This is a genomic window from Streptomyces sp. NPDC060000 (genome assembly GCF_042737375.1).
Classification (GTDB): Bacteria; Actinomycetota; Actinomycetes; order Streptomycetales; family Streptomycetaceae; genus Streptomyces.
The window spans coordinates 1-17,872 of sequence record NZ_JBHWUU010000027.1 but is presented as its reverse complement, the minus strand read 5'-3'; the positions used below and the strand labels follow the sequence as shown (position 1 = coordinate 17,872).

The 17,872-nt window shown below is 70.3% G+C and carries 19 protein-coding genes and 1 pseudogene; 12 read left to right on the top strand and 8 right to left on the bottom strand.

Annotation, left to right across the window (positions count from 1 at the left end; genetic code table 11):
• Positions 1 to 228: 228 nt before the first annotated feature.
• The 6 genes from ACFWBB_RS16440 to ACFWBB_RS16415 all read left to right on the top strand — a co-directional run bounded on the left by ACFWBB_RS16440 (position 229) and on the right by ACFWBB_RS16415 (position 3,827).
• Positions 229 to 1,353 carry a S8 family peptidase gene (locus ACFWBB_RS16440; RefSeq protein ID WP_385271889.1) on the top strand — a complete coding sequence of 375 codons (1,125 nt, stop codon included), beginning with the start codon at positions 229 to 231 and terminating at the stop codon, positions 1,351 to 1,353.
• A 228-nt stretch (positions 1,354 to 1,581) separates the two neighbouring features.
• Complete coding sequence (locus tag ACFWBB_RS16435; RefSeq protein WP_385271886.1) at positions 1,582 to 2,220, top strand: glyoxalase; 639 nt, start codon at positions 1,582 to 1,584, stop codon at positions 2,218 to 2,220.
• 101 nt (positions 2,221 to 2,321) lie between these two features.
• On the top strand, positions 2,322 to 2,807 hold the full coding sequence (locus tag ACFWBB_RS16430; protein WP_385271883.1) for an iron chaperone: 486 nt from the start codon (positions 2,322 to 2,324) through the stop codon (positions 2,805 to 2,807).
• 113 nt (positions 2,808 to 2,920) lie between these two features.
• Positions 2,921 to 3,136 carry a hypothetical protein gene (locus tag ACFWBB_RS16425; protein ID WP_385271881.1) on the top strand — a complete coding sequence of 72 codons (216 nt, stop codon included), beginning with the start codon at positions 2,921 to 2,923 and terminating at the stop codon, positions 3,134 to 3,136.
• Positions 3,137 to 3,141: 5 nt separating this feature from the next.
• Positions 3,142 to 3,573, top strand: a complete 432-nt coding sequence (locus ACFWBB_RS16420; RefSeq protein WP_385271878.1) for a terpene synthase family protein — start codon at positions 3,142 to 3,144, stop codon at positions 3,571 to 3,573.
• Positions 3,459 to 3,827, top strand: coding sequence for a terpene synthase family protein (locus ACFWBB_RS16415; protein ID WP_385272032.1), 369 nt, complete (start codon positions 3,459 to 3,461; stop codon positions 3,825 to 3,827). The genes ACFWBB_RS16420 and ACFWBB_RS16415 overlap by 115 nt, the downstream gene beginning before the upstream one ends.
• A gap of 201 nt (positions 3,828 to 4,028) precedes the next feature.
• On the opposite strand, the gene ACFWBB_RS16410 is transcribed toward ACFWBB_RS16415, so the two are convergent.
• Positions 4,029 to 4,859 carry an IclR family transcriptional regulator gene (locus ACFWBB_RS16410; protein ID WP_385271875.1) on the bottom strand — a complete coding sequence of 277 codons (831 nt, stop codon included), beginning with the start codon at positions 4,857 to 4,859 and terminating at the stop codon, positions 4,029 to 4,031.
• Between the two features lie 120 nt (positions 4,860 to 4,979).
• On the opposite strand from ACFWBB_RS16410, the gene ACFWBB_RS16405 reads away from it, so the two are divergent.
• From ACFWBB_RS16405 to ACFWBB_RS16385, 5 genes are all read left to right on the top strand, one after another.
• The gene (locus tag ACFWBB_RS16405) at positions 4,980 to 5,453 is read left to right on the top strand and encodes a hypothetical protein (RefSeq protein ID WP_385271872.1); all 474 of its coding nucleotides are present in this window, start codon (positions 4,980 to 4,982) and stop codon (positions 5,451 to 5,453) included.
• 182 nt (positions 5,454 to 5,635) lie between these two features.
• Positions 5,636 to 7,081: an amino acid permease gene (locus ACFWBB_RS16400; RefSeq protein ID WP_385271869.1), complete on the top strand. Its 1,446-nt coding sequence runs from the start codon at positions 5,636 to 5,638 to the stop codon at positions 7,079 to 7,081.
• A complete protein-coding gene (locus tag ACFWBB_RS16395; RefSeq protein ID WP_385271866.1) occupies positions 7,078 to 7,776 on the top strand; it encodes an HAD hydrolase-like protein in 699 nt (232 codons plus the stop codon). The genes ACFWBB_RS16400 and ACFWBB_RS16395 overlap by 4 nt, the downstream gene beginning before the upstream one ends.
• Positions 7,773 to 8,564: a cyclase family protein gene (locus ACFWBB_RS16390; RefSeq protein ID WP_385271863.1), complete on the top strand. Its 792-nt coding sequence runs from the start codon at positions 7,773 to 7,775 to the stop codon at positions 8,562 to 8,564. Before ACFWBB_RS16395 ends, ACFWBB_RS16390 begins: the two co-directional genes overlap by 4 nt.
• A gap of 79 nt (positions 8,565 to 8,643) precedes the next feature.
• Positions 8,644 to 9,084, top strand: coding sequence for an AsnC family transcriptional regulator (locus ACFWBB_RS16385; protein WP_351682746.1), 441 nt, complete (start codon positions 8,644 to 8,646; stop codon positions 9,082 to 9,084).
• Positions 9,085 to 9,529: 445 nt separating this feature from the next.
• On the opposite strand, the gene gdhA is transcribed toward ACFWBB_RS16385, so the two are convergent.
• Both gdhA and ACFWBB_RS16375 read right to left on the bottom strand, forming a co-directional pair.
• Complete coding sequence (gene gdhA / locus ACFWBB_RS16380) at positions 9,530 to 10,876, bottom strand: NADP-specific glutamate dehydrogenase (protein WP_385271859.1); 1,347 nt, start codon at positions 10,874 to 10,876, stop codon at positions 9,530 to 9,532.
• A gap of 755 nt (positions 10,877 to 11,631) precedes the next feature.
• Positions 11,632 to 11,874 (bottom strand): DUF5302 domain-containing protein, encoded by a 243-nt coding sequence (locus ACFWBB_RS16375; protein ID WP_385272029.1) that lies wholly within the window; start codon positions 11,872 to 11,874, stop codon positions 11,632 to 11,634.
• A 332-nt stretch (positions 11,875 to 12,206) separates the two neighbouring features.
• On the opposite strand from ACFWBB_RS16375, the gene ACFWBB_RS16370 reads away from it, so the two are divergent.
• Positions 12,207 to 13,157, top strand: a complete 951-nt coding sequence (locus ACFWBB_RS16370; protein ID WP_385271856.1) for an alpha/beta hydrolase — start codon at positions 12,207 to 12,209, stop codon at positions 13,155 to 13,157.
• A gap of 185 nt (positions 13,158 to 13,342) precedes the next feature.
• On the opposite strand, the gene ACFWBB_RS16365 is transcribed toward ACFWBB_RS16370, so the two are convergent.
• The 5 genes and pseudogenes from ACFWBB_RS16365 to ACFWBB_RS16345 form a co-directional block, all read right to left on the bottom strand.
• Complete coding sequence (locus ACFWBB_RS16365; protein ID WP_385271853.1) at positions 13,343 to 13,720, bottom strand: hypothetical protein; 378 nt, start codon at positions 13,718 to 13,720, stop codon at positions 13,343 to 13,345.
• A 362-nt stretch (positions 13,721 to 14,082) separates the two neighbouring features.
• Positions 14,083 to 15,693, bottom strand: coding sequence for a M48 family metallopeptidase (locus ACFWBB_RS16360; RefSeq protein WP_385271850.1), 1,611 nt, complete (start codon positions 15,691 to 15,693; stop codon positions 14,083 to 14,085).
• A 57-nt stretch (positions 15,694 to 15,750) separates the two neighbouring features.
• Entirely contained in the window at positions 15,751 to 16,002 is a 252-nt protein-coding gene (locus tag ACFWBB_RS16355; RefSeq protein WP_385271847.1) for a DUF5959 family protein, read from the bottom strand.
• Between the two features lie 135 nt (positions 16,003 to 16,137).
• Positions 16,138 to 16,977: an endonuclease/exonuclease/phosphatase family protein gene (locus tag ACFWBB_RS16350; protein ID WP_385271844.1), complete on the bottom strand. Its 840-nt coding sequence runs from the start codon at positions 16,975 to 16,977 to the stop codon at positions 16,138 to 16,140.
• 238 nt (positions 16,978 to 17,215) lie between these two features.
• Positions 17,216 to 17,872: pseudogene (locus tag ACFWBB_RS16345) on the bottom strand (transposase family protein); the annotation flags it as partial.

Here is a 17,872-nt window from a genome sequence, read left to right as displayed (position 1 = left end):
GCGGCACCCCCGACTGCGGAAGGATCGGACTCCTCATCACGTCTCCATACGGGCAACCCGGTCCGGCGCCGATGCCGGGCGTCCGGATCGGGGAGGCCTGCCGCGAGGTCGTCGGCCAACGGTTCATGCCTTGCGCCACGTGGTCCGCCCACGCGCGGTGCCGGGAACCATTCGCCTTCTGTGGCCGTCTTGTGCGCCGACTGTGTACGCGGCAGGGAGGTGCGTGACGTGGTGACGCGGAACATGACGAAGGCCGGTCTCATCGTGGTGGCCATGGCAACGGTGCTCGGGGCCGCGGGCTGCGGTGGGAAGGCCGGCGCGGTGCCCGAGAGCGGCGGGACGCTCCCCGCGCCGGGCAAGGGGCAGTCCGTGGCGCCCTCCGGGGACGGGGTGTCGTCCGGTTCGGCGCCGACGACTCCCGGCGCCGTGGGGAAGCTGTCCGCGAACGCACAGAGCGCGGCATCGGCCCTCACCCGGCACGTCCCTTGGAACCTGGACATCCTCGACCAGCGGTCGCGGCCGCTGAACGGGAAGCTCACCACCACCGCCACGGGTAAGGGCGTCCACGTCTATGTGATCGACACCGGCATGGACATCACCCACAAGGAGTTCGGCGGACGCGCCCACCTCGGCGCCGACTTCCTGGGCCCGAAGGACTCCGGCGACTGCTTCGGCGAGGACGGGGTCGGCCACGGCACGTTCGTCGCAGGCGTCATCGGCGGGGCGAAGTACGGGGTGGCGCCGAAGGCCGAACTCGTGCGCGTCCAGGGCGTTTTGTGCGAGAGCGAGGGCGGTGGCTCTCCGGCGGCGGCCGAAGCGGCTCTGGTGAAGTCGGTCAACTGGGTCACGGCGCACGCCCAGAAGCCCGCGGTGGTGAACATGTCGCTCAACCTCGACCACCGGTCGGCGACCCTGGAGTCCGCCGTGAATAAAATGGTCGACGCGGGCATCCCGACGGTGGTGTCGGCCGGCAACTTCCATGACGACGCCTGCAAGCACTCCCCCGCCGGCGTCCCCGGCACGATCGTCGTGGCGGCCTCCACCTCGAACGACCGCGCGTGGAGCGACAGCGGCTCCTACGGGTCCGGCTACGGACGGTGCGTGGACCTGTACGCCCCCGGCCAGAAGGTCACCGCCGCCCTCGCCGGCGGCGGCACGGCCACCGAGGACGGCGGCGCGACATCCTGGGCCGCACCCCACGCGACCGGCGTGATCGCCCTGTACCTGTCGGCCCACCCCCACGCCACAGCTCACGACGTCCACCTCTGGCTCGACCGCGCGGCCACCCGTGGCGTCCTGCGCGGCGTCCGCTCCGACACCCCCAACCGGTTGCTCAACACCGGCGGCCTCTGACCCCGTCGACCCGCGTCGGCGGCGGCAGAGTTCCTCCGCCAAGTCCCGGCATTTCCCTTCGAGGGCGAGGTCGTCGTCGCTGCGGGCCCCGGTCCGGAGCAGCCGGAGTCACGCGGTCGTTTTGGCGGCGACGCCGGCCGCGATGCCGACGTGCGGGGCGAAACAAGGGCCAGGACCGGTCAGGATTCGAGAAGCGTCGGCCGCCGAGCACCCCCTAGCGTGAATGCCATGGCAACCACCGCTTCCACCGCGTCCCACACATCCATCGCATCCGTCATCCTCGAGGTGGCCGACCCCGAGGCTGCCCAGCGCTTCTACACCGCCTTCGGAGTTGCCGCGCACCTACGGCTGCGGGCCTCCGAAGCGGCCGCCACCGGATTCCGCGGCTTCACCCTGGCGCTGACGGTCTCCCGGCCGGCCACGGTCGACAGCTTCGTCGGAGCGGCCGTGGCCGCCGGCGCCACCGTGCTCAAGCCCGCCGCGAAGTCGCTGTGGGGCTACGGCGGCGTCGTCCAGGCCCCGGACGGGACGATCTGGAAGGTCGCGACCTCGGCGAAGAAGGACGCCGGCCCGGCCACCCGCGAGATCGATGAGATCGTCCTCCTGCTCGGCGTCGAGGACGTGAAGGCCAGCAAGCAGTTCTACGTCGGGAGGGGCCTGGCCGTGGCCAAAAGCTTCGGCGGCAAGTACGCCGAGTTCACCTCCGGCGAGTCCAGCGCCGTCAAGCTGGCGCTGTACAAGCGGCGCGGCCTGGCCAAGGACCTCGGCGTCCCCGCCGACGGCGCCGGCTCGCACCGCGTCGTTCTCGGCAGCACGGCGGGCCCCTTCACCGATCCGGACGGATTCGTCTGGGAGGCGGCCGCCTGATCCCCCGCCCCCGCACCGTCCACAGCGGCTGCACCGTCCTGACGCACAACCCCGCGCTCCCGGCCCGTCCCGTCGCATCCCCGCACGAGAGGAAACCTGGCATGCAGTCCACGAAGTCGTCCGCCGAGAACTCCGACACGAGTACCGAGCAGCACAACGCATTCAGCGCCGAAGAGCGGGCGGCGATGAAGGAGCACGCGCAGGAACAGAAGAAGGCGGCGGCGAGGCGCGGTTCGTCCCGGGCGGAGAAGGAGGCGGCAGCGGAGCGGGATGTGCTCGCCAAGATCGCCGAGATGCCGGAAGCGGACCGGGTCCTCGCCGAGCGGATCCACGACATCGTCAGGGCTGCGGCTCCGGACCTCGCGCCGAAGCTCTGGTACGGGATGCCCGCGTACGCCAGGGACGGCAAGGTCGTCTGCCACTTCCAGAGCGCGCAGAAGTTCAAGTCGCGGTATGCCACGCTCGGCTTCAGCGACCAGGCAGCACTCGACGACGGCACCATGTGGCCGACCGCCTACGCCCTCAAGGAGCTGACCGCAGCCGACGAACAACGCATCGGCGCGCTCGTCAGGAAGGCGGCGGGCTGAGGCCGGCCGGGGCACGGACGCGAATGACGTGAACGAGGGGTGTGCTGGCGACCCGGGGGACCTCATGTTCGTCCTTGGCGGACGGAGATGCGACTCACGAGGATCGTGTGGTCGTGGTGACGGGCGGAGGGCGTGGGCTGGGCCGGGACGCCCTGTTCCTCGCGGCGCGTGGCGCGCGGGTGGTCGTCAACGACGTGGGAACGGGGATCGACGGGTGCGGAGCGTCGCCGTCCCCCGGGCACGCGGTGGCCGAGGAGATACGGCTGCTGGGCGGCTCGGCGGTGGCCGACGGCCACGACGTCGCGACCACGCTCGGCGCCCGGCCCTGACGCGGGTGGCTGTGGAGCGGTGGGGACGGTTGGACGTGCTGGTCAACAATGCCGGAATCTCGATCCTGCGCCCGGTGGCGGAGCTCTCCGCCCCGCCCGCCGACGCCGACCCGTGCAGGGCGGCATTCGCCGACATCCGGGCTCGCGGCACCCACGGCGCCCACCCCGCATGGACCGTCCGCACCGCACACGAGTGGGAGTACTACTTCGCCGCACAGGCCCACGAAGCGACAGGCCTCCTGCGTGGTACCCCCGCCGACACGGAGACCTATCTCCATGTGCGCCGCGGCTCGCCGCCACCGACCTGCCCCTGCCCCTGTCCCTGTGCCTGTCCCCGTCCCTCGGCGAACGCGCCGCCGACATCACCGTCCCCGCGGCGGCCTTTCCCGCACCCCGGCTGCGCGTCATGCGCCAGACCGCCATCGACGTCACCCTGATGTGCAACGACGTGTACTCCCTGGAGAAGGAGGAGGCCCGCGGCGACATGGACAACCTGGTCCTCGTCCTCGAACACTCCCGCCACCTCACCCGCGCCGAAGCCGTCACGGCCGCGGGCCGCCGAGTGACCGCGACGCCCGGCGGTTCCGGGAACTGGCCGCACAGATACCCACCGGGTGCGGCCGGCTCGGACTCCGCCACCACGAACAGGCCGCCGTGGACGCCTACGTCGAGATCATGGCCGCGTTGCTGAGCGGCTACCACGCCTGGCCAACCGAGACGCTCCGCTACCGTAAGGCTCCCGAGGTCGTCCCGGTGCCAGGCCCCGGACACCTCGGCCAGGTGCGGCAAAACCGGCCCCGAGACGCGCCGTCGCGGCGCACCTCCTGACCCGCCGGCCGCTCGGACCAGGCCGCTTGGGGCGCTGCCCGCGGTCCATCCGGACCAGGTCCGCTCAGGCCCCGCGCAAGGCCGTCTCCAGGCGGCCGGCCCAGCGGAGGGCGACTGCGGCACACTCCTGTGTCCTGGGTTGCAGGCGCCGTCGCGGTCCGACGACCTGGACGGCGGCCACGACCTCGTCGGTGAAGTCACGGACCGGCACGGCGACGGAGTACAGGCCGGGCTCGGCCTCCTCGTCGACGATCGAGTAGCCGCGCCGCCGGGTCTTCTCCAGACGGCGCAGGAAGTCCTCCAGGCCGGTGGGCGTGTTGGGTCCGTGGCGTACGAACTCCGTGCGGGCGAAGACCGCGGCCACCTCGTCGTCGTCGGCGTCGCTCAGCAGGGCCTGTCCGCAGTCGCTGCAGTAGGCCGGGTAGGGGCGGCCGATCCACGAGCCGAGCTGCCGGGTGCCGGCAGGCACCCGCTCGGCGATGGTCACAGTGGCGTCGCCGGCCAGGACGCCGAGGTAGCAGCTCTCGCCGGTCTCGGCCGCCATGCCCTCCAGGGCGGTGAGCCCGTCGGTGCGCAGCCGGTGGGCCGTGACGTCGCGCGCCGCCGTGTAGAGCCGCCAGTGCGGTGCGACACCGCCCGAGACGTCGTCGCGGACGACGAACTCCTCCGCGGCCATGGCGGTGAGCATGCGGGACAGCTGGCTGCGGTCACGGCCCAGCCTGCGGGCCAGCTCCGAGACGGACGCCGCGGATCCCGGTGGTCGGCCGTCGGCGGGACCTCGAGCGAGCGCCAACAGAGCGTCGAGGCCCTTCGTGACGCTTGAGTCCACGTACTCCTCCGCCGTGCCGACGCGCGCGTTCGCCGGGGTGCCGTCCCCGTCACTGTCGGTCCGCAACTTTACCTCCGCCTTCCCACCCCATTGGATACTGTGCGGCATCTGCATCTTGCCGTGCATTTAATGCACGCATAGCATCCTTGCATCACCCGCCGCCGGATGCCGAAGGATGAGACGCGCATGGCCACAACGACGATCACGCCGGAAACGGCCGCAGAGGACCCGAAGGCCGCCCCGGCGTCCGTCCGACGCCGGACAGTCCGGACGATCAAGGTGTACTGGCCGGTCGCGACGGCGACCCTGACCGCGTGCGCGGAGGGCGACCTCGACGCGCTGCGCGCCGACGAGTCCTTCGCCTCTCTCCTGCGGGTCCTGGAGACCTCCCCCGAGCTCGGGGACTTCGGCGTCTACGGCGACGTCTTCGAGGTCGCCATCGGCGCTGAGGGATTCACCGTCCGACCCGGCGCCCGCCCCGCCCTCGGCTCGATCGGCGGACGGTTCCTCTCCTCGACCCTCGCCGTCACCACGCACGTCGACGCCGCCGTGGACGACGACGCGCTCACGCGGGTCCTCGCCCGCCTCGCCGACGCGCACCCCTGGGAGGTCCCGGTGATCGAACTCTCCGCCCCGCTGGACCTCGTCCACCGGGCCTGACCCTCTGCGCCCGACCACCGCGAGCCCGTCGCCCGCACCGGGCGCCCGCTCCCCTCGGTGCGCGACCATCCCGACGCTCACCACCACCCCTCGAAAGTGGCCTCACCCCGCAGCCATGCCGTGCCGATCGCCCCCCACGCCCCGCCCGCCTCTCCCCGCTCAGCTCCGCAGAGGAGACCGCCATGTCCGTCTCAGCAGTACCGGACAGCGCTCCGGCCGCCGCCGACCCAGCTCCCCAGCCGCCCGGCGACGGTCTGCGCCGCACCATGCGTTCCCGTCATCTCGTCATGATCGCGATGGGTGGGGTCATCGGCTCCGGGCTCTTCCTCAGCTCCGGCTTCACCGTCTCCCAGGCCGGTCCGCTCGGCGCCGTCCTGGCCTACCTCGTCGGCGCGTTCGTCGTCTGGCTGGTGATGGCCTGCCTCGGTGAACTCGCCGTCACCTATCCCGTCTCGGGCGCCTTCCACGTCTACGCGACCCGCGCGATCGGCCCCGCCACGGGCTTCGCCACCGCCTGGCTCTACTGGCTGACCTGGGCCGTCGCCCTCGGCTCCGAGTTCACCGCGTGCGGGCTGCTGATGCAGCGCTGGTTCCCGGGCGTCAGCGTCTGGGTCTGGTGCGTGCTCTTCGCCGCCGTCGTCTTCGGGGTGAACGCGTTCTCGGCCCGTGTCTTCGGCGAGACCGAGTACTGGTTCTCGCTGGTGAAGGTCATCGCCGTGGTCGCCCTCATCGTGTTCGGCGGCGCTGCGCTGACCGGTTTCCACCCTCTCGCCGAGGCCGGTTCCCACCCCCTGTTGCTGGAGAACTTCCACACCCCCGACGGCCTCTTCCCGAACGGCTTCTCGGGCGTCATGGTCACCGTGCTGGCCGCTTTCTACGCCTTCTCCGGATCCGAACTGATCGGCGTCGCCGCGGGCGAGACCGAGAACCCCGCCGAGGCCGTCCCCAAAGCCCTGCGCGTCACCGTCATACGCCTGCTGGTCTTCTTCGTCGGCGCGATCACGGTGATCGCGGCGACCATCCCCTATGACCGGGTCGGCCTGGACGAGAGTCCGTTCGTCACCGTCTTCTCCTCCATCGGCTTCCCCTACGCGGCCGACGCCATGAACTTCGTGATCATCACGGCGCTGCTGTCGGCCGGCAACAGCGGGCTGTACTCCTGTGCACGCATGCTCTTCTCCCTCGCGGAGGAGAAGCAGGCGCCGCAGGCACTGCGCCGGCTCAGCCGTCGCGGCATCCCCCTGACCGCGCTGTCGCTGAGCATGCTCGGCGGTCTCGCCTCCCTGGTGAGCAGCGTCGCGGCACCCGAGACGGTCTATCTGGTGCTGGTGTCGATCGCCGGATTCGCCGCGGTCGGGGTCTGGATGTCCATCGCCGCCGCGCAGTTCTTCCACCGGCGGGCCTTCGTCAGCGCAGGCGGGGACCCGGGCACCCTGCCCTACCGGACCCCCCTCTACCCGGTCGTGCCGGTGCTCGCCTTCGTCCTGTGCCTCGCCTCGCTCGTCGGCATCGCGCTCGATCCCGCACAGGCGACGGCCCTGTACTTCGGCATTCCGTTCGTCGCCGGCTGCTACCTGTACCACTGGCTGAGGCACGGCCGCCGCCGTACCTCCGGGGCGGCCGCGTGAAACCGCCCACCTGCGTTCTGCTCGACCTGGACGGCACCCTGGTGGACTCCGCCCCCGGTGTGACCGCCTGCGCCGCCGAGGCCCTGCGCTCCGTCGGCGCCCCGGTCCCCGACGCGGCCACCCTGCGCTCCTTCGTCGGCCCGCCGATGTACGACACCTTCCGCCACGTGGTCGGACTCGACGAGCCCGTCGCACGGGCGGCCCTCGCCGCCTACCGCGCCGCGTACGCCCGCGACGGCGCGGCGGCTGCCGCCGTGTACGACGGTATCCCCGAACTGCTCGACGCCCTGTCCGCACGCGGACTGCCGATGGGCATCGCGACCTCCAAGGTGCAGGACCAGGCGGAGCTGATGGCACACCGCTTCGGTCTCGGCTCCCGGCTGCTGAGCGTCTGCGGTGTCTGCGACGAGGCGGGCCGTACGACGAAGCGGCAGGTGATCCGGGAGTGTGTAGCCCGCCTGCGGGCGAGCGGCGCCGACGTTCGCCGACCACTCATGGTCGGCGACCGTGCCTACGACATCGAGAGCGCAGCCGCCGAGGGAATCCCCGCCGTCCACGTGCGGTGGGGGTACGGCAGCCCGGCGGAGTCGGCCCACGCGGTCGCCTCCGTCGTCCGGCCGGCCGAACTCGTCGAGTGGATCGAGCTGTTGGACAACGCCGAGAACGGCGCCGAGAAAGAGGACGAGCACGCATGACACCGAACACGGCCGTCACGGCCGCTCCCGCCACCACCGTCGAACCGCCGCTGTGGGCCCTGCACCGGAAACTGATCGGCGAGACGGTCCGCACCGACCTCACGCACGCCTTCCATCCCGGGCAGCCGCACTTCCCCGCCTTCCCCGACGAAAAGCGCGAGATGCCCTTCGACATGTCCCGCGGCGACGGCTTCAACGTGCACCTGTACACGATCGTCGGACAGTGGGGCACCCACGTCGACCCGCCCGTCCACTTCGTCGCCGGCGCCCGGACCCTGGACGAGATACCCGTCGACGAGATGATCCTGCCGCTCGTCGTCCTCGACATCGCCGAGCGCGTCGCCGCGGACCCGGACGCGGTGCCGACCCTCGCGGACGTGGCGGCCTGGGAGGCCCGGCACGGCCGGGTCCCCCACGGCGCGTTCGTCGCGCTGCGCACAGGCTGGGGCCACCGCTGGCCGGACCCGGCCGCCATGGCGAACAAGGACGAGGCGGGCGTGAGCCACTCCCCGGGCTGGTCCGCCGAGGTACTGCGCTACCTCTTCGAGGAGGCCGGCGTCACCGCGATCGGGCACGAACAGACCGACACCGACCCCGGACTGGCCACCTCCGTGGGCGACTTCGGCCTGGAGGACTACGTCCTGCGGCGGGATCGCTGGCAGATCGAGTTCATGGCCAACCTCGACCGGGTACCGGAGGCGGGAGCTTTGATCGTCGCCACCTGGGCCAAGCCGCAGGGCGGCTCGGGCTTCCCCGCCCGCGTCTTCGCGCTGCACCACAAGGACTGAACGACGTCGCGAACCGGCGCAGCAGCTCCGGTGGCCGCCGGCCACCGGAGCTTTCGCCAGTCAGGAGACACGGAGCGCCATGGACGCCATCGACGAGCGGATCATCACCGAACTCACCCGCAACGCCCGGATCTCCCACGCCGAACTGGGCCAGCGTGTACGGCTGTCCCGCAACGCCGTGCGCCAGCGCGTCGAGCGTCTGGAACGGCAGGGGCACATCGGCGGCTACACGATCGTGCGTCCGTCGTGCGGACCGGACCGTGAGACGGTGGCCGCGCACGTCCTGGTCTACCGGGAGGACCGGATGCGCGGCGCCGACGTTCTCGCCGCACTCAAACGCATCCCCGAGGTGGTCTCCTGCGATGTCCTCAGCGGCCAGTTCGACCTGCTGGTCAGCGTGGAGGCGGACTCCCTGGAACGCGTACAGGGCATCTGGGAGCAGATGGCCCAGATGCCCGGTGTACGGGACACGGTGACGGCGCTGGCGCTGTCCCGGGTCGTCAGCCGGCCGCGGAGATGAGGCCGCGCTCGCGCGGTCCAAGCAGCCCGCGCTGTACGACCACGTCGGCCCCGGTGCACAACGCGTGCCGGGCCACCTCCGTGGCGGCCTCGTGCCCGATGCACGCCGCGATCACCGCGACCGCGCCGCCGGCCCCCGCTCGAGTTCCTCCCGGTCGGCGGTGATGCCCGCCACGCACAGGGTGGGCAGCGCCGAGCAGCCGTGCGTGAGCCAGACGATGTACTGCAGCAGCAGATGTCCGATGCCACCGGGTCCGAAGCCATCGACGGACCGCTGACGAGGGGCTCGAGCACCGGCTTCGCCCAGGTCTCCCTTCCGCAGGCGGGGATACCGGCGCGGAGGCCGCCCTTGGCGTACGCGCCGTTCGGTACGCGTGCCCCGCACGTTCCGTTCGCGGCCTCTCGCACGCACGTACCGTTCGCGGCCTACCGCGCAACGGCCCGCGCTATACGACGCCCTGGGCCGTCATCGCCTCCGCGACCCGCAGGAAGCCCGCGATGTTGGCGCCCAGGACATAGTCGTCGGGGGTACCTCCGTAGAGCTCGGCGGTGGCGCGGCACTGGGCGTGGACACCCCGCATGACAGCTGCCAGACGGGTCTCGGTCTGCTCGAAGGTCCACACGTCGCGGGAGGCGTTCTGCTGCATCTCCAGCGCAGAGGTGGCCACGCCGCCCGCGTTGGCGGCCTTGCCGGGACCGAACAGGACGCCCGCCTCACGGAAGACCTCGATCGCCTCCGGGGTGCACGGCATGTTGGCGCCCTCGGCGACGGCCAGGACGCCGTTCTTCACCAGCGCCCCTGCTTCCTGTCCGCCCAGTTCGTTCTGTGTGGCACACGGCAGCGCGATGTCGCAGGGCACCTCGAAGACCGAGCCGCGGTCGGAGAACCGCGCCGTGGGTTTGGCCTGCGCATAGGCTGAAAGGCGTGCCCGCCGTACCTCCTTGACCGTCTTCAGCAGCTCCAGGTCGATGCCGTCGGCGTCGACCAGGTAGCCGGAGGAGTCCGAACAGGCCACCACTGCCCCGCCCAGGGCGTGCACTTTCTCGATCGCGTAGACCGCCACGTTCCCCGAGCCGGAGACCACGGCCTTGCGGCCGTCGAAACCGTGTCCGCGCGTGGCCAGCATTTCCTGCGCGAAGTACACCGCACCGTAGCCGGTGGCCTCGGTCCGGGCCTGCGAGCCGCCCCAGGAGACGCCCTTGCCGGTAAGGACTCCTGCCTCGAAGCGGTTGGTGATCCGCTTGTACTGGCCGAAGAGGTAGCCGATCTCGCGCCCGCCCACTCCGATGTCACCGGCGGGGACGTCGGTGTGTTCGCCCAGGTGCCGGTACAGCTCGGTCATGAAGGCCTGGCAGAAGCGCATGACCTCGTGGTCGCTGCGGCCCTTGGGGTCGAAGTCCGAGCCGCCCTTGCCGCCGCCGATGGCCAGTCCGGTGAGCGCGTTCTTGAAGATCTGCTCGAAGCCCAGGAATTTCACGATGCCGAGGTTCACGCTCGGATGGAAGCGCAGACCGCCCTTGTAGGGGCCGAGCGCGCTGCTGAACTCCACCCGGAAGCCGCGGTTGACCTGTACCCGCCCCGCGTCGTCCACCCACGGCACCCGGAAGATCAGCTGCCGCTCGGGCTCGCACAGCCGCTCGGGGATCAATGCGTCGACGTACTCCGGATGGGCCTGCAACGCGGGCGCCAGCGTGTGCAGCACCTCTCCCACCGCCTGGTGGAACTCGGTCTCACCGGCGTTGCGCCGGCAGACCTGTGCGTAGACGGCCTCGATGTGTGCACTGGGGTTCATGCGCGCCTGCTCTCCTGTGGTCCGCCAGGCACTCATCCCGTCCAGCGTGCCCGGTCGCTGTCCTGACAACGAATACGGACGACAGGAGTCGCTGTGTCAGCGAAGATGGTCACCGATATCGGAACCCGGGCTTGCCGTCAGCCGACAGCAAGCCGAGGCCAGGTCATCGGGCTCCGGGAGCAGTACGGTCTGGCTCCGAACATGACCGGCAGGCTCGGGACACTGAGCAGACGGCGTACTCCTCGCTGCCCCTGTCGTCGAACACCTGCGCCTCCACAACAGTGATCGGCTCCGCGCTACGCGGGGCGCAGAACGGGATCGACGTCTGCCAGGATGTCGTACAGCGCTGTCCTTTCGCCGAAGCGAACCGTCAGCGGTCCGCCGGGTGACGAAGGTGTCACCCGGGTCGAGCACAAGCTGCAGCAGCGGCTCGAGGGCCTCCCGCATCTCGGCGAACCCTGACAGGCTGTGCCCGGCATCAGCCCGGTCACGCCAGTCATGGCTTCGCCTGAGTTCGGCCAGCGCCACGACAGCCGCACGCCACAGGTCACGGTCCGCCTACTGGCACGCCCCACGGTTCCGGTCGAAGTACCGTCGAGGCGCCCTGGCGGATGATCGCCCGGCCAGGTCCCGGACAGGTCCCGGCCCGTGGAACCGCGGGTACGGCCCCGGCACCCACGGCGTGGGACCTGCCGCGCAGCCAGGACCCACCCCTCCCTTGCAGCCACTCCGACCTGTCTGGAGGCTGATGGGACTCAGCCGCCGCTCTTCCGACGGAACGACCGCTGACTCGCGGCCGGGCCGTGCGTGCCGTGGACCTTCGACGTGTCGGTGTTCGCGGCGAGGTCAGCGGCGTCCGCCTGCATACCGCGCTTGCGCGCCAGCGCCTCCCGAAACTTGCGCTTCAAGTCGTACTGGCCGTCATCGTCGGGCGAAAGGGAACCACTCTCGACGTCAACCGGCTCCGACCCCTCGGGCGATGAAGATTCTGCAGTCATGGTGACCTCCTGGTACTCGGCAGCTGAAGTGCACAGCTTGTCACGGCGGACACCACTCGAGACACCCGCGTCCTCCATCGCCGACCGGTGGCGCGCGTCGCCGGCGCCGGCAGGGCCGGATGTTGTACGCGGACGACATCCGGTGCAACAGCGGGACGCGGCTGCCTGCGACCGTGGCGGGTTGTCCTGTGGCTGCGAAACCAGGTCGAATCAGGCACACCAGGTGGTGGTGTGAAGGCTCATGACCGAAAAGCTTGTGCATGGGCCGGGGTCGTTGGATCAAGCTTGTGCATGGGCCGAGGTCGTTGGATCAAGATGGCATCCTGGCCTGCATGGCCGAACCGATCGCCCCTTCGCTCGCCGATGCCGAACTGGCCGCCTTCGTTGAGGCTGTTCGACGGGACCCAGGGCCTCCCGCCCGTGCCGTGGGTGCGGTGGAGTTGCGGCGTGCGCAGCGGCTCCGCGCTGAAGCCCGGCCACCGGGTCCCGAGATGGCCCACGTCGAGGATCTGGCGGTCGGCTCGGCTGCCGTGGGAGCCCGCCTCTACCGGCCTTCGGCCGGGTTCCGACCGCTGGTGGTGTTCCTTCATGGAGGGATGTGGACGATCGGCGATCTCGAGTCGCACGACCGGGTGTGCCGCAGACTGGCGCTCAGGATCGGCGCGGCCGTGCTGAGCGTCGATTTCCGCCGGGCGCCGGAGCACCCGTGGCCGGCTGCCGTCGATGACTGCGTGGATGCCATCCGGTGGGCAGCGGTCGGCAGAGGTTCAGGCGCCGGTGTCGCAGGCCCGATCGTCGTCATGGGTGACAGTTCCGGCGGAAACCTCGCCGCGCTCGCCTGCCTGCGTCTGCGCGATGAAGGGGGACCGCTGCCGGCCGCCCAGGTCCTGGTCTACCCCAACACCGATCTGACCCTGTCCTGTCCCAGCGCGCGGTCGAAGGCCACAGGTTGGGGCCTGACGACCGACGATGTCGCGTGGGGGGCCGAGCAATGGGTCCCGGACCTGTCCCGGCGCGCCGGCCCCGAGGTCAGCCCGGTGTATGCCGCCGACCTCGGCGGTCTACCGCCCACGGTTGTGGTCACGGCGGAGCACGATCCACTTCGGGATGAGGGCGACGCCTATGCCGCTCGGCTGTCCGCCGCGAACGTTTCGGTCAGACACCGCTGCGAGGCCGGGATGGTCCACGGCTTCCTCACCCTCGACACCCTCTCTCCAGCCGCCGCGGAGGCGGGAGAAAGGGTCTTCGCGGACGTCGCCGACCTACTCGACCTCGTCGGCTGACGCCTCGTCAAGCATCGGCGATCTCAGCACGCTCGGCCAGGTCGCCCTGCAGCGGGTCCGCAGGGGTCGAACCGCAGCAGCGTCGGCAGTGCCACACCCTGGCGCCATGGTGACGCCGCAGACGGTCGATGCCCGTGGCAGCCGTGCTCCTGTCAGCGGCGGCAGGCGGGGCGGTGAGCCGTCAGTCAGTGACCGTAGGGCAGGTCGTTTCCGCGTGGCCGATTGAACCAGTTCCTCGCACTGTCCTGGTTCAACAGGACAGCGATGCCTATCGCGCCGATGAGAGGCAAGCCTCCGCCTCCGGTTCCGTTGGCGAGTCCGCCGAGCGAGAACACGATCTGCAGGCTCGCCAACACGACCGACGTCGTCCGCACACCGCTGCCCGCCCTGTGGTAGGTGAACGCCATGAAGAACAGCGCCCAACCCATCAGGTTCGTGGCGAAGAGCCGGCCCGCCTCCTCGGCGCTGGAACTGAATCCCCACACCAGCACGATCAGCATGGTCAACCCCGCCATGGCCCAGATGACCACCTGGGCAGCTCGCACACTGCCCGGCATGGTCATCGGCGGCATGGGCGCGTAGGCGTACGGAGCGCCATACGGACCAGGAGTTCCGAGTCCGCCCGCCATGCCGTGCGAGGCTGGACCGCCGTACGCCCCCGGGGTGCCGTGGGTGGGCTGCGCAGGGTAGGGCTGGGGAGGAGTTCCATGTGGCGGTCCGAACTGACCGCCGTGGGGCCCGAGGTCACCGCCTTGTTGCCCAGCGGGCTGACCATGGGGATTCTGCGGGGCCGGATACTCATTCGACATGCCCATGATCATATACAACCCGTGACAAAGCGGCCGGCCACCAGCTCCACCGGCCAGGTTCACAAACCTGCCCCCACCACTTGAGAGGCGTGAGCGATCGCAACTTCGAATGGCGGTCACGCGGACACGCGGTGGGGGCCGACGAGCAGGGCACGCAGGGGGGCGGTGTCGGGCATGTCGGCGACGGCCGCGTCGAGGGCGTCGTCCATGCCCTTCTCCCACACCTCGGGCAGGACGAGTCCGGGCTGCCCCGACCACGCGACGTCCGGGGTGGCGTGTCCGGCCTCGGCGAGGCGCAGGTGGACCATGCCCGCGAGCCCGTCGAAGACCTTGGGCCGGATGAAGTTGCGGGCGGACGGCCCGATCAGTCGCGCCGCCTGATGCGGCTTGGGCATGCGGTCGGCGACCGCCATCCAGAGCAGGCCGCGGTCGAACGCGTCGAGTATCTCCTCCAAGCCGGGCAACTGGTCGCTCGCCACCCCCGCGGCCGTGGCATCCCGGCGTACGGTCACCGCACCGTCTGCGCCTTGCGCCGATGAGCGCAGCGCCCTGGCCACGGCGACCCGCAGCGGCCGGGACCAGTCCTCGGCGTCAGCGACCGCGCGTGCCATGACGAGCTCGTCCCAACTCATACGCCGCAGCCGCGCCGCCTCCTGCGGCAGCGTGCGCGCCTCCAGCGCGGTGAATACCCGGTCCCGGTCGTGCAGCAGGGTGAGCGCGGCCCGCTCATCGGCCGACTCATCGGCTCGGTCATCGGCGGGCAGCTTCTCGATCAGGGCGATCCGTTCGGCAGTCGGCGGATGCGAGTCGTACTGGTGCGGCCGCGGCGGACGGTGCCCGGCGGAGAGCGCAGCCAACCGCTCCCCCGTCCGGGCGGCGAGCAACCGTTGGAATCCGCCGTGCACCTCGCCCACAGGCGGCAGCGCTCCCAGCCGCCCACCCATCGCGGCGTACGTCTCCAGGTAGTGGGTGTGCGCGGCGGCGAGTACCGGAAGGATGCGCAGCGCAGCGGCCGTCGCTTCGCGGCCCGCGTGCCGGGCGGCCATCTGGTCGGCGGCGAGCTCCTGTTGGCGGGCCACGGACTGCGAGGTCCGCAGGAACATCCGGGCGTAGCCGACGTACAAGGTGCCGATCGCGTAGTGCAGCCGGGTGCTGCCCTCGCGGAAAACCTCCACCGTGTGCAGTACCGCTTCCCGGCCGCGCATCGTGACACCGCCGAGCCGGGTGTCGAGATTTCCGTAGTGCCCGAACTCGTGGGCGAGGACGGCGCGCAGCTGCGGGACGGTCAGCCCGGCGAGCAGCGGCAGGCCAAGGAGCATACGGCGCCGTCCGGGCAGCAGTCCCAGCAGGCGGCTCTTCTCGGCGACGCCCGCGTTGACCTCGGCGACCAGGTAGAGCTCATCCGGCGGCCGCTCCCCCGTCACGTCGGCGGCGCCGCGCACCTGTTCCCACAGCTCGGGCTGGTCCTGCGGCGCGACCGCCACCGCGTGCGGCACCGGGCCCAGACGCCCTGCCCGCAGAAAGGCGAGCATGCCCCGCAGAATCGCCGCCGCCAGAAGCGCGGTGACGGTCAGGACCATCCCTTCGAACCAGGCCACCCGCGCGGTGAACAGCCGTGTCACCAGCAGCCAGTCGAGCGCGGCCATGGCCGACAGCAGAACCAAGCCCATCAGATAGAAGCCGGCCAGCAGCACGAGTGCACGGACGGCGCGCAGTCGGAACGTCATCCGAAGATCCCCCACAGAGCTCGGCCGGCCCGAATGGGCCAACAACGCTCGCGGATCCTACCTCCGGCTTTCCAAGCAGGTACGCCGCCCCATTGACCACGGCGGACACGGCGCCCGCGGAACGCTCCTGCTGCCAGGCATCGAGGTCCTGCTGGAAGAGAGCTCCAGACCGGCATCGACGAAGCCGGCGTGTGCCAAGACGTCGGCCCGGAGGACGTCGTGGCCGCTCAACACACCGGGCCTGAAGCGACCGGTGACCCGCACAGTGCAGTGGTCGCCATCCGCGTCTTCCAAGTGGATCAGGTCCACCGCGCCTGGTTCGGTCACCGCCGGCCTCGCTCTCTTGCGACGGTCTGGCGTGCGTCCTCCCTCATCGCGCTACAAGCGGGTTTCGATGCAGCCCGGGCCAGGGTCCGCCGGCACGCGAGACCGTGTAACGAGCTCTTACGTTGTGTCCAGGTCGGCGTGCAGCAGGTGGTGGTCCGAGTACGGGGTCGGATGCACACCGTGCTCGAGCGGGACGATGCGTCGCAGGAAGATGTAGTCGAACCTGCTCTGCCAGTCGGTGGTCGGCTTGCAGCCGCCGGTGAGCGAGGGACGGCACTCGGGGTCCGCATCCGCGGCCAGTTCCCACATCCCGGTGAGTTCGGAGGCAGTCGGCACGGCGTTGAAGTCGCCGAGAACGATCGCGCGCTCGTACTGGGCGACGTCAGCGGCGAGTACGCGGGTCTGGTCTGCTCGGACTGCCTCTTGACGTCGTTCGGCAAGGTGTGTGTTGAAGACCCGCAAACGCTGGCCGCCCACAGTGGTGGTGACTGCCATGTACCCACGGTCTTCGGATCCGCCCTGGGGATACTCCACGTTGACGAGGCCTGACAGCGGTGCCGCCGAGAGAACCGCCTGGCCGTAGGCACCCGGACTCCACGGCGCTCCCCCACAACGGCCCCAATTCCGAAGAACCGTCCCGTACTCGACGTGGTAGACCAGCCCGTGGAGGCTCTCCAGATGGTCCCGAATTCTCTCGACGTCACGCACGCACGCTTCTTGCAGGCCGATGACCTGGGGTGCATAGGCGGCGATCTCCGCTGCCCGGTCAACGTTGCTTTCCTCGCAGGGATTGCAGATGTTCCACGTCATGACCCGGTTCGCAACGACATCCCCGACGGCTTCGGCGGGCAGTGACCTGGCGAAGGGGGCACTGCTTGGTGCACTGGGGCCTACGAGCACCATGCAGGCCCCAATCAAGAGGCCCGTGAGCAAACGCATGCCTCCACCTAGCACCATCGCCTCCTCACATTCGAAAATCCATGGCCTCTGACGTCGCCATACACGAGGTTATGGGACGGGGTTGTCAGCAACACATGCGGTATGCCGGACCTCGTTGCGCTCGGTTGAAGAAGCCACGTCTCGACCAGGTCGACGCGGAACGTGCAGCAGCACTGCACACACGCACATCCTGCACTGGTCGACATGGCGCCGACGACGCCAACACCAAGCCCGCCTCAGTGAGCCTTTTCCATCTTCAGTCTGGGCTGGCCAGATGAAGGGTGAGGACGGCCTGGACGAGGCTCGTGATTCGGGTCGTCGAGCAGCGGAGCTTGCGCAGGAGCCGTCAGGACTTGAGGGTAGCGATGGCTTGTTCGACCAGTGCCCGCACCTTCGCATGGGACCGGTTGACGGCCTGCTGACCGGCGGACAGCTTCTCCCATCGGCCGCGGTAAGGCAGGCGGACCGTGCCACCCGCGCCCTGATAACCCTTGTCCGCCCAGCAGTTGATGCCGGCCTGGGCGAGAGCGTCGATGATGCCGTGTTCGCGTGCGGCCCTGACGTCATGGACGGCACCGGCCAGGGCTGGCGAAGCCCACAGGAGACGACCCTTCGGGTCGGCTATGACCTGCACGTTCATGCCGTGCTTCTTATGTTTGCCCGAGTAGAAAGGCTGGTCGGCGGCGATCCTGTCGATCGGCAGAAGCGTCCCGTCCAGGATCAGGTACGCCTTCGTCGACGCAGCCCGTACTGCTTCGGCGAGCGTGGGGGCAAGGGCGGCCAGGAGTTCCACTGCTTCGCTGATGTACCGGTAGGCGGTGGTGGTGCCGATCCCGAAACCGGCCGCGAGCTGGGCGTAGGGCTGGCCGTTACGGAGGTGCGTGAGAGTGAGCAGGGCTTGTCGGCCCGCGCT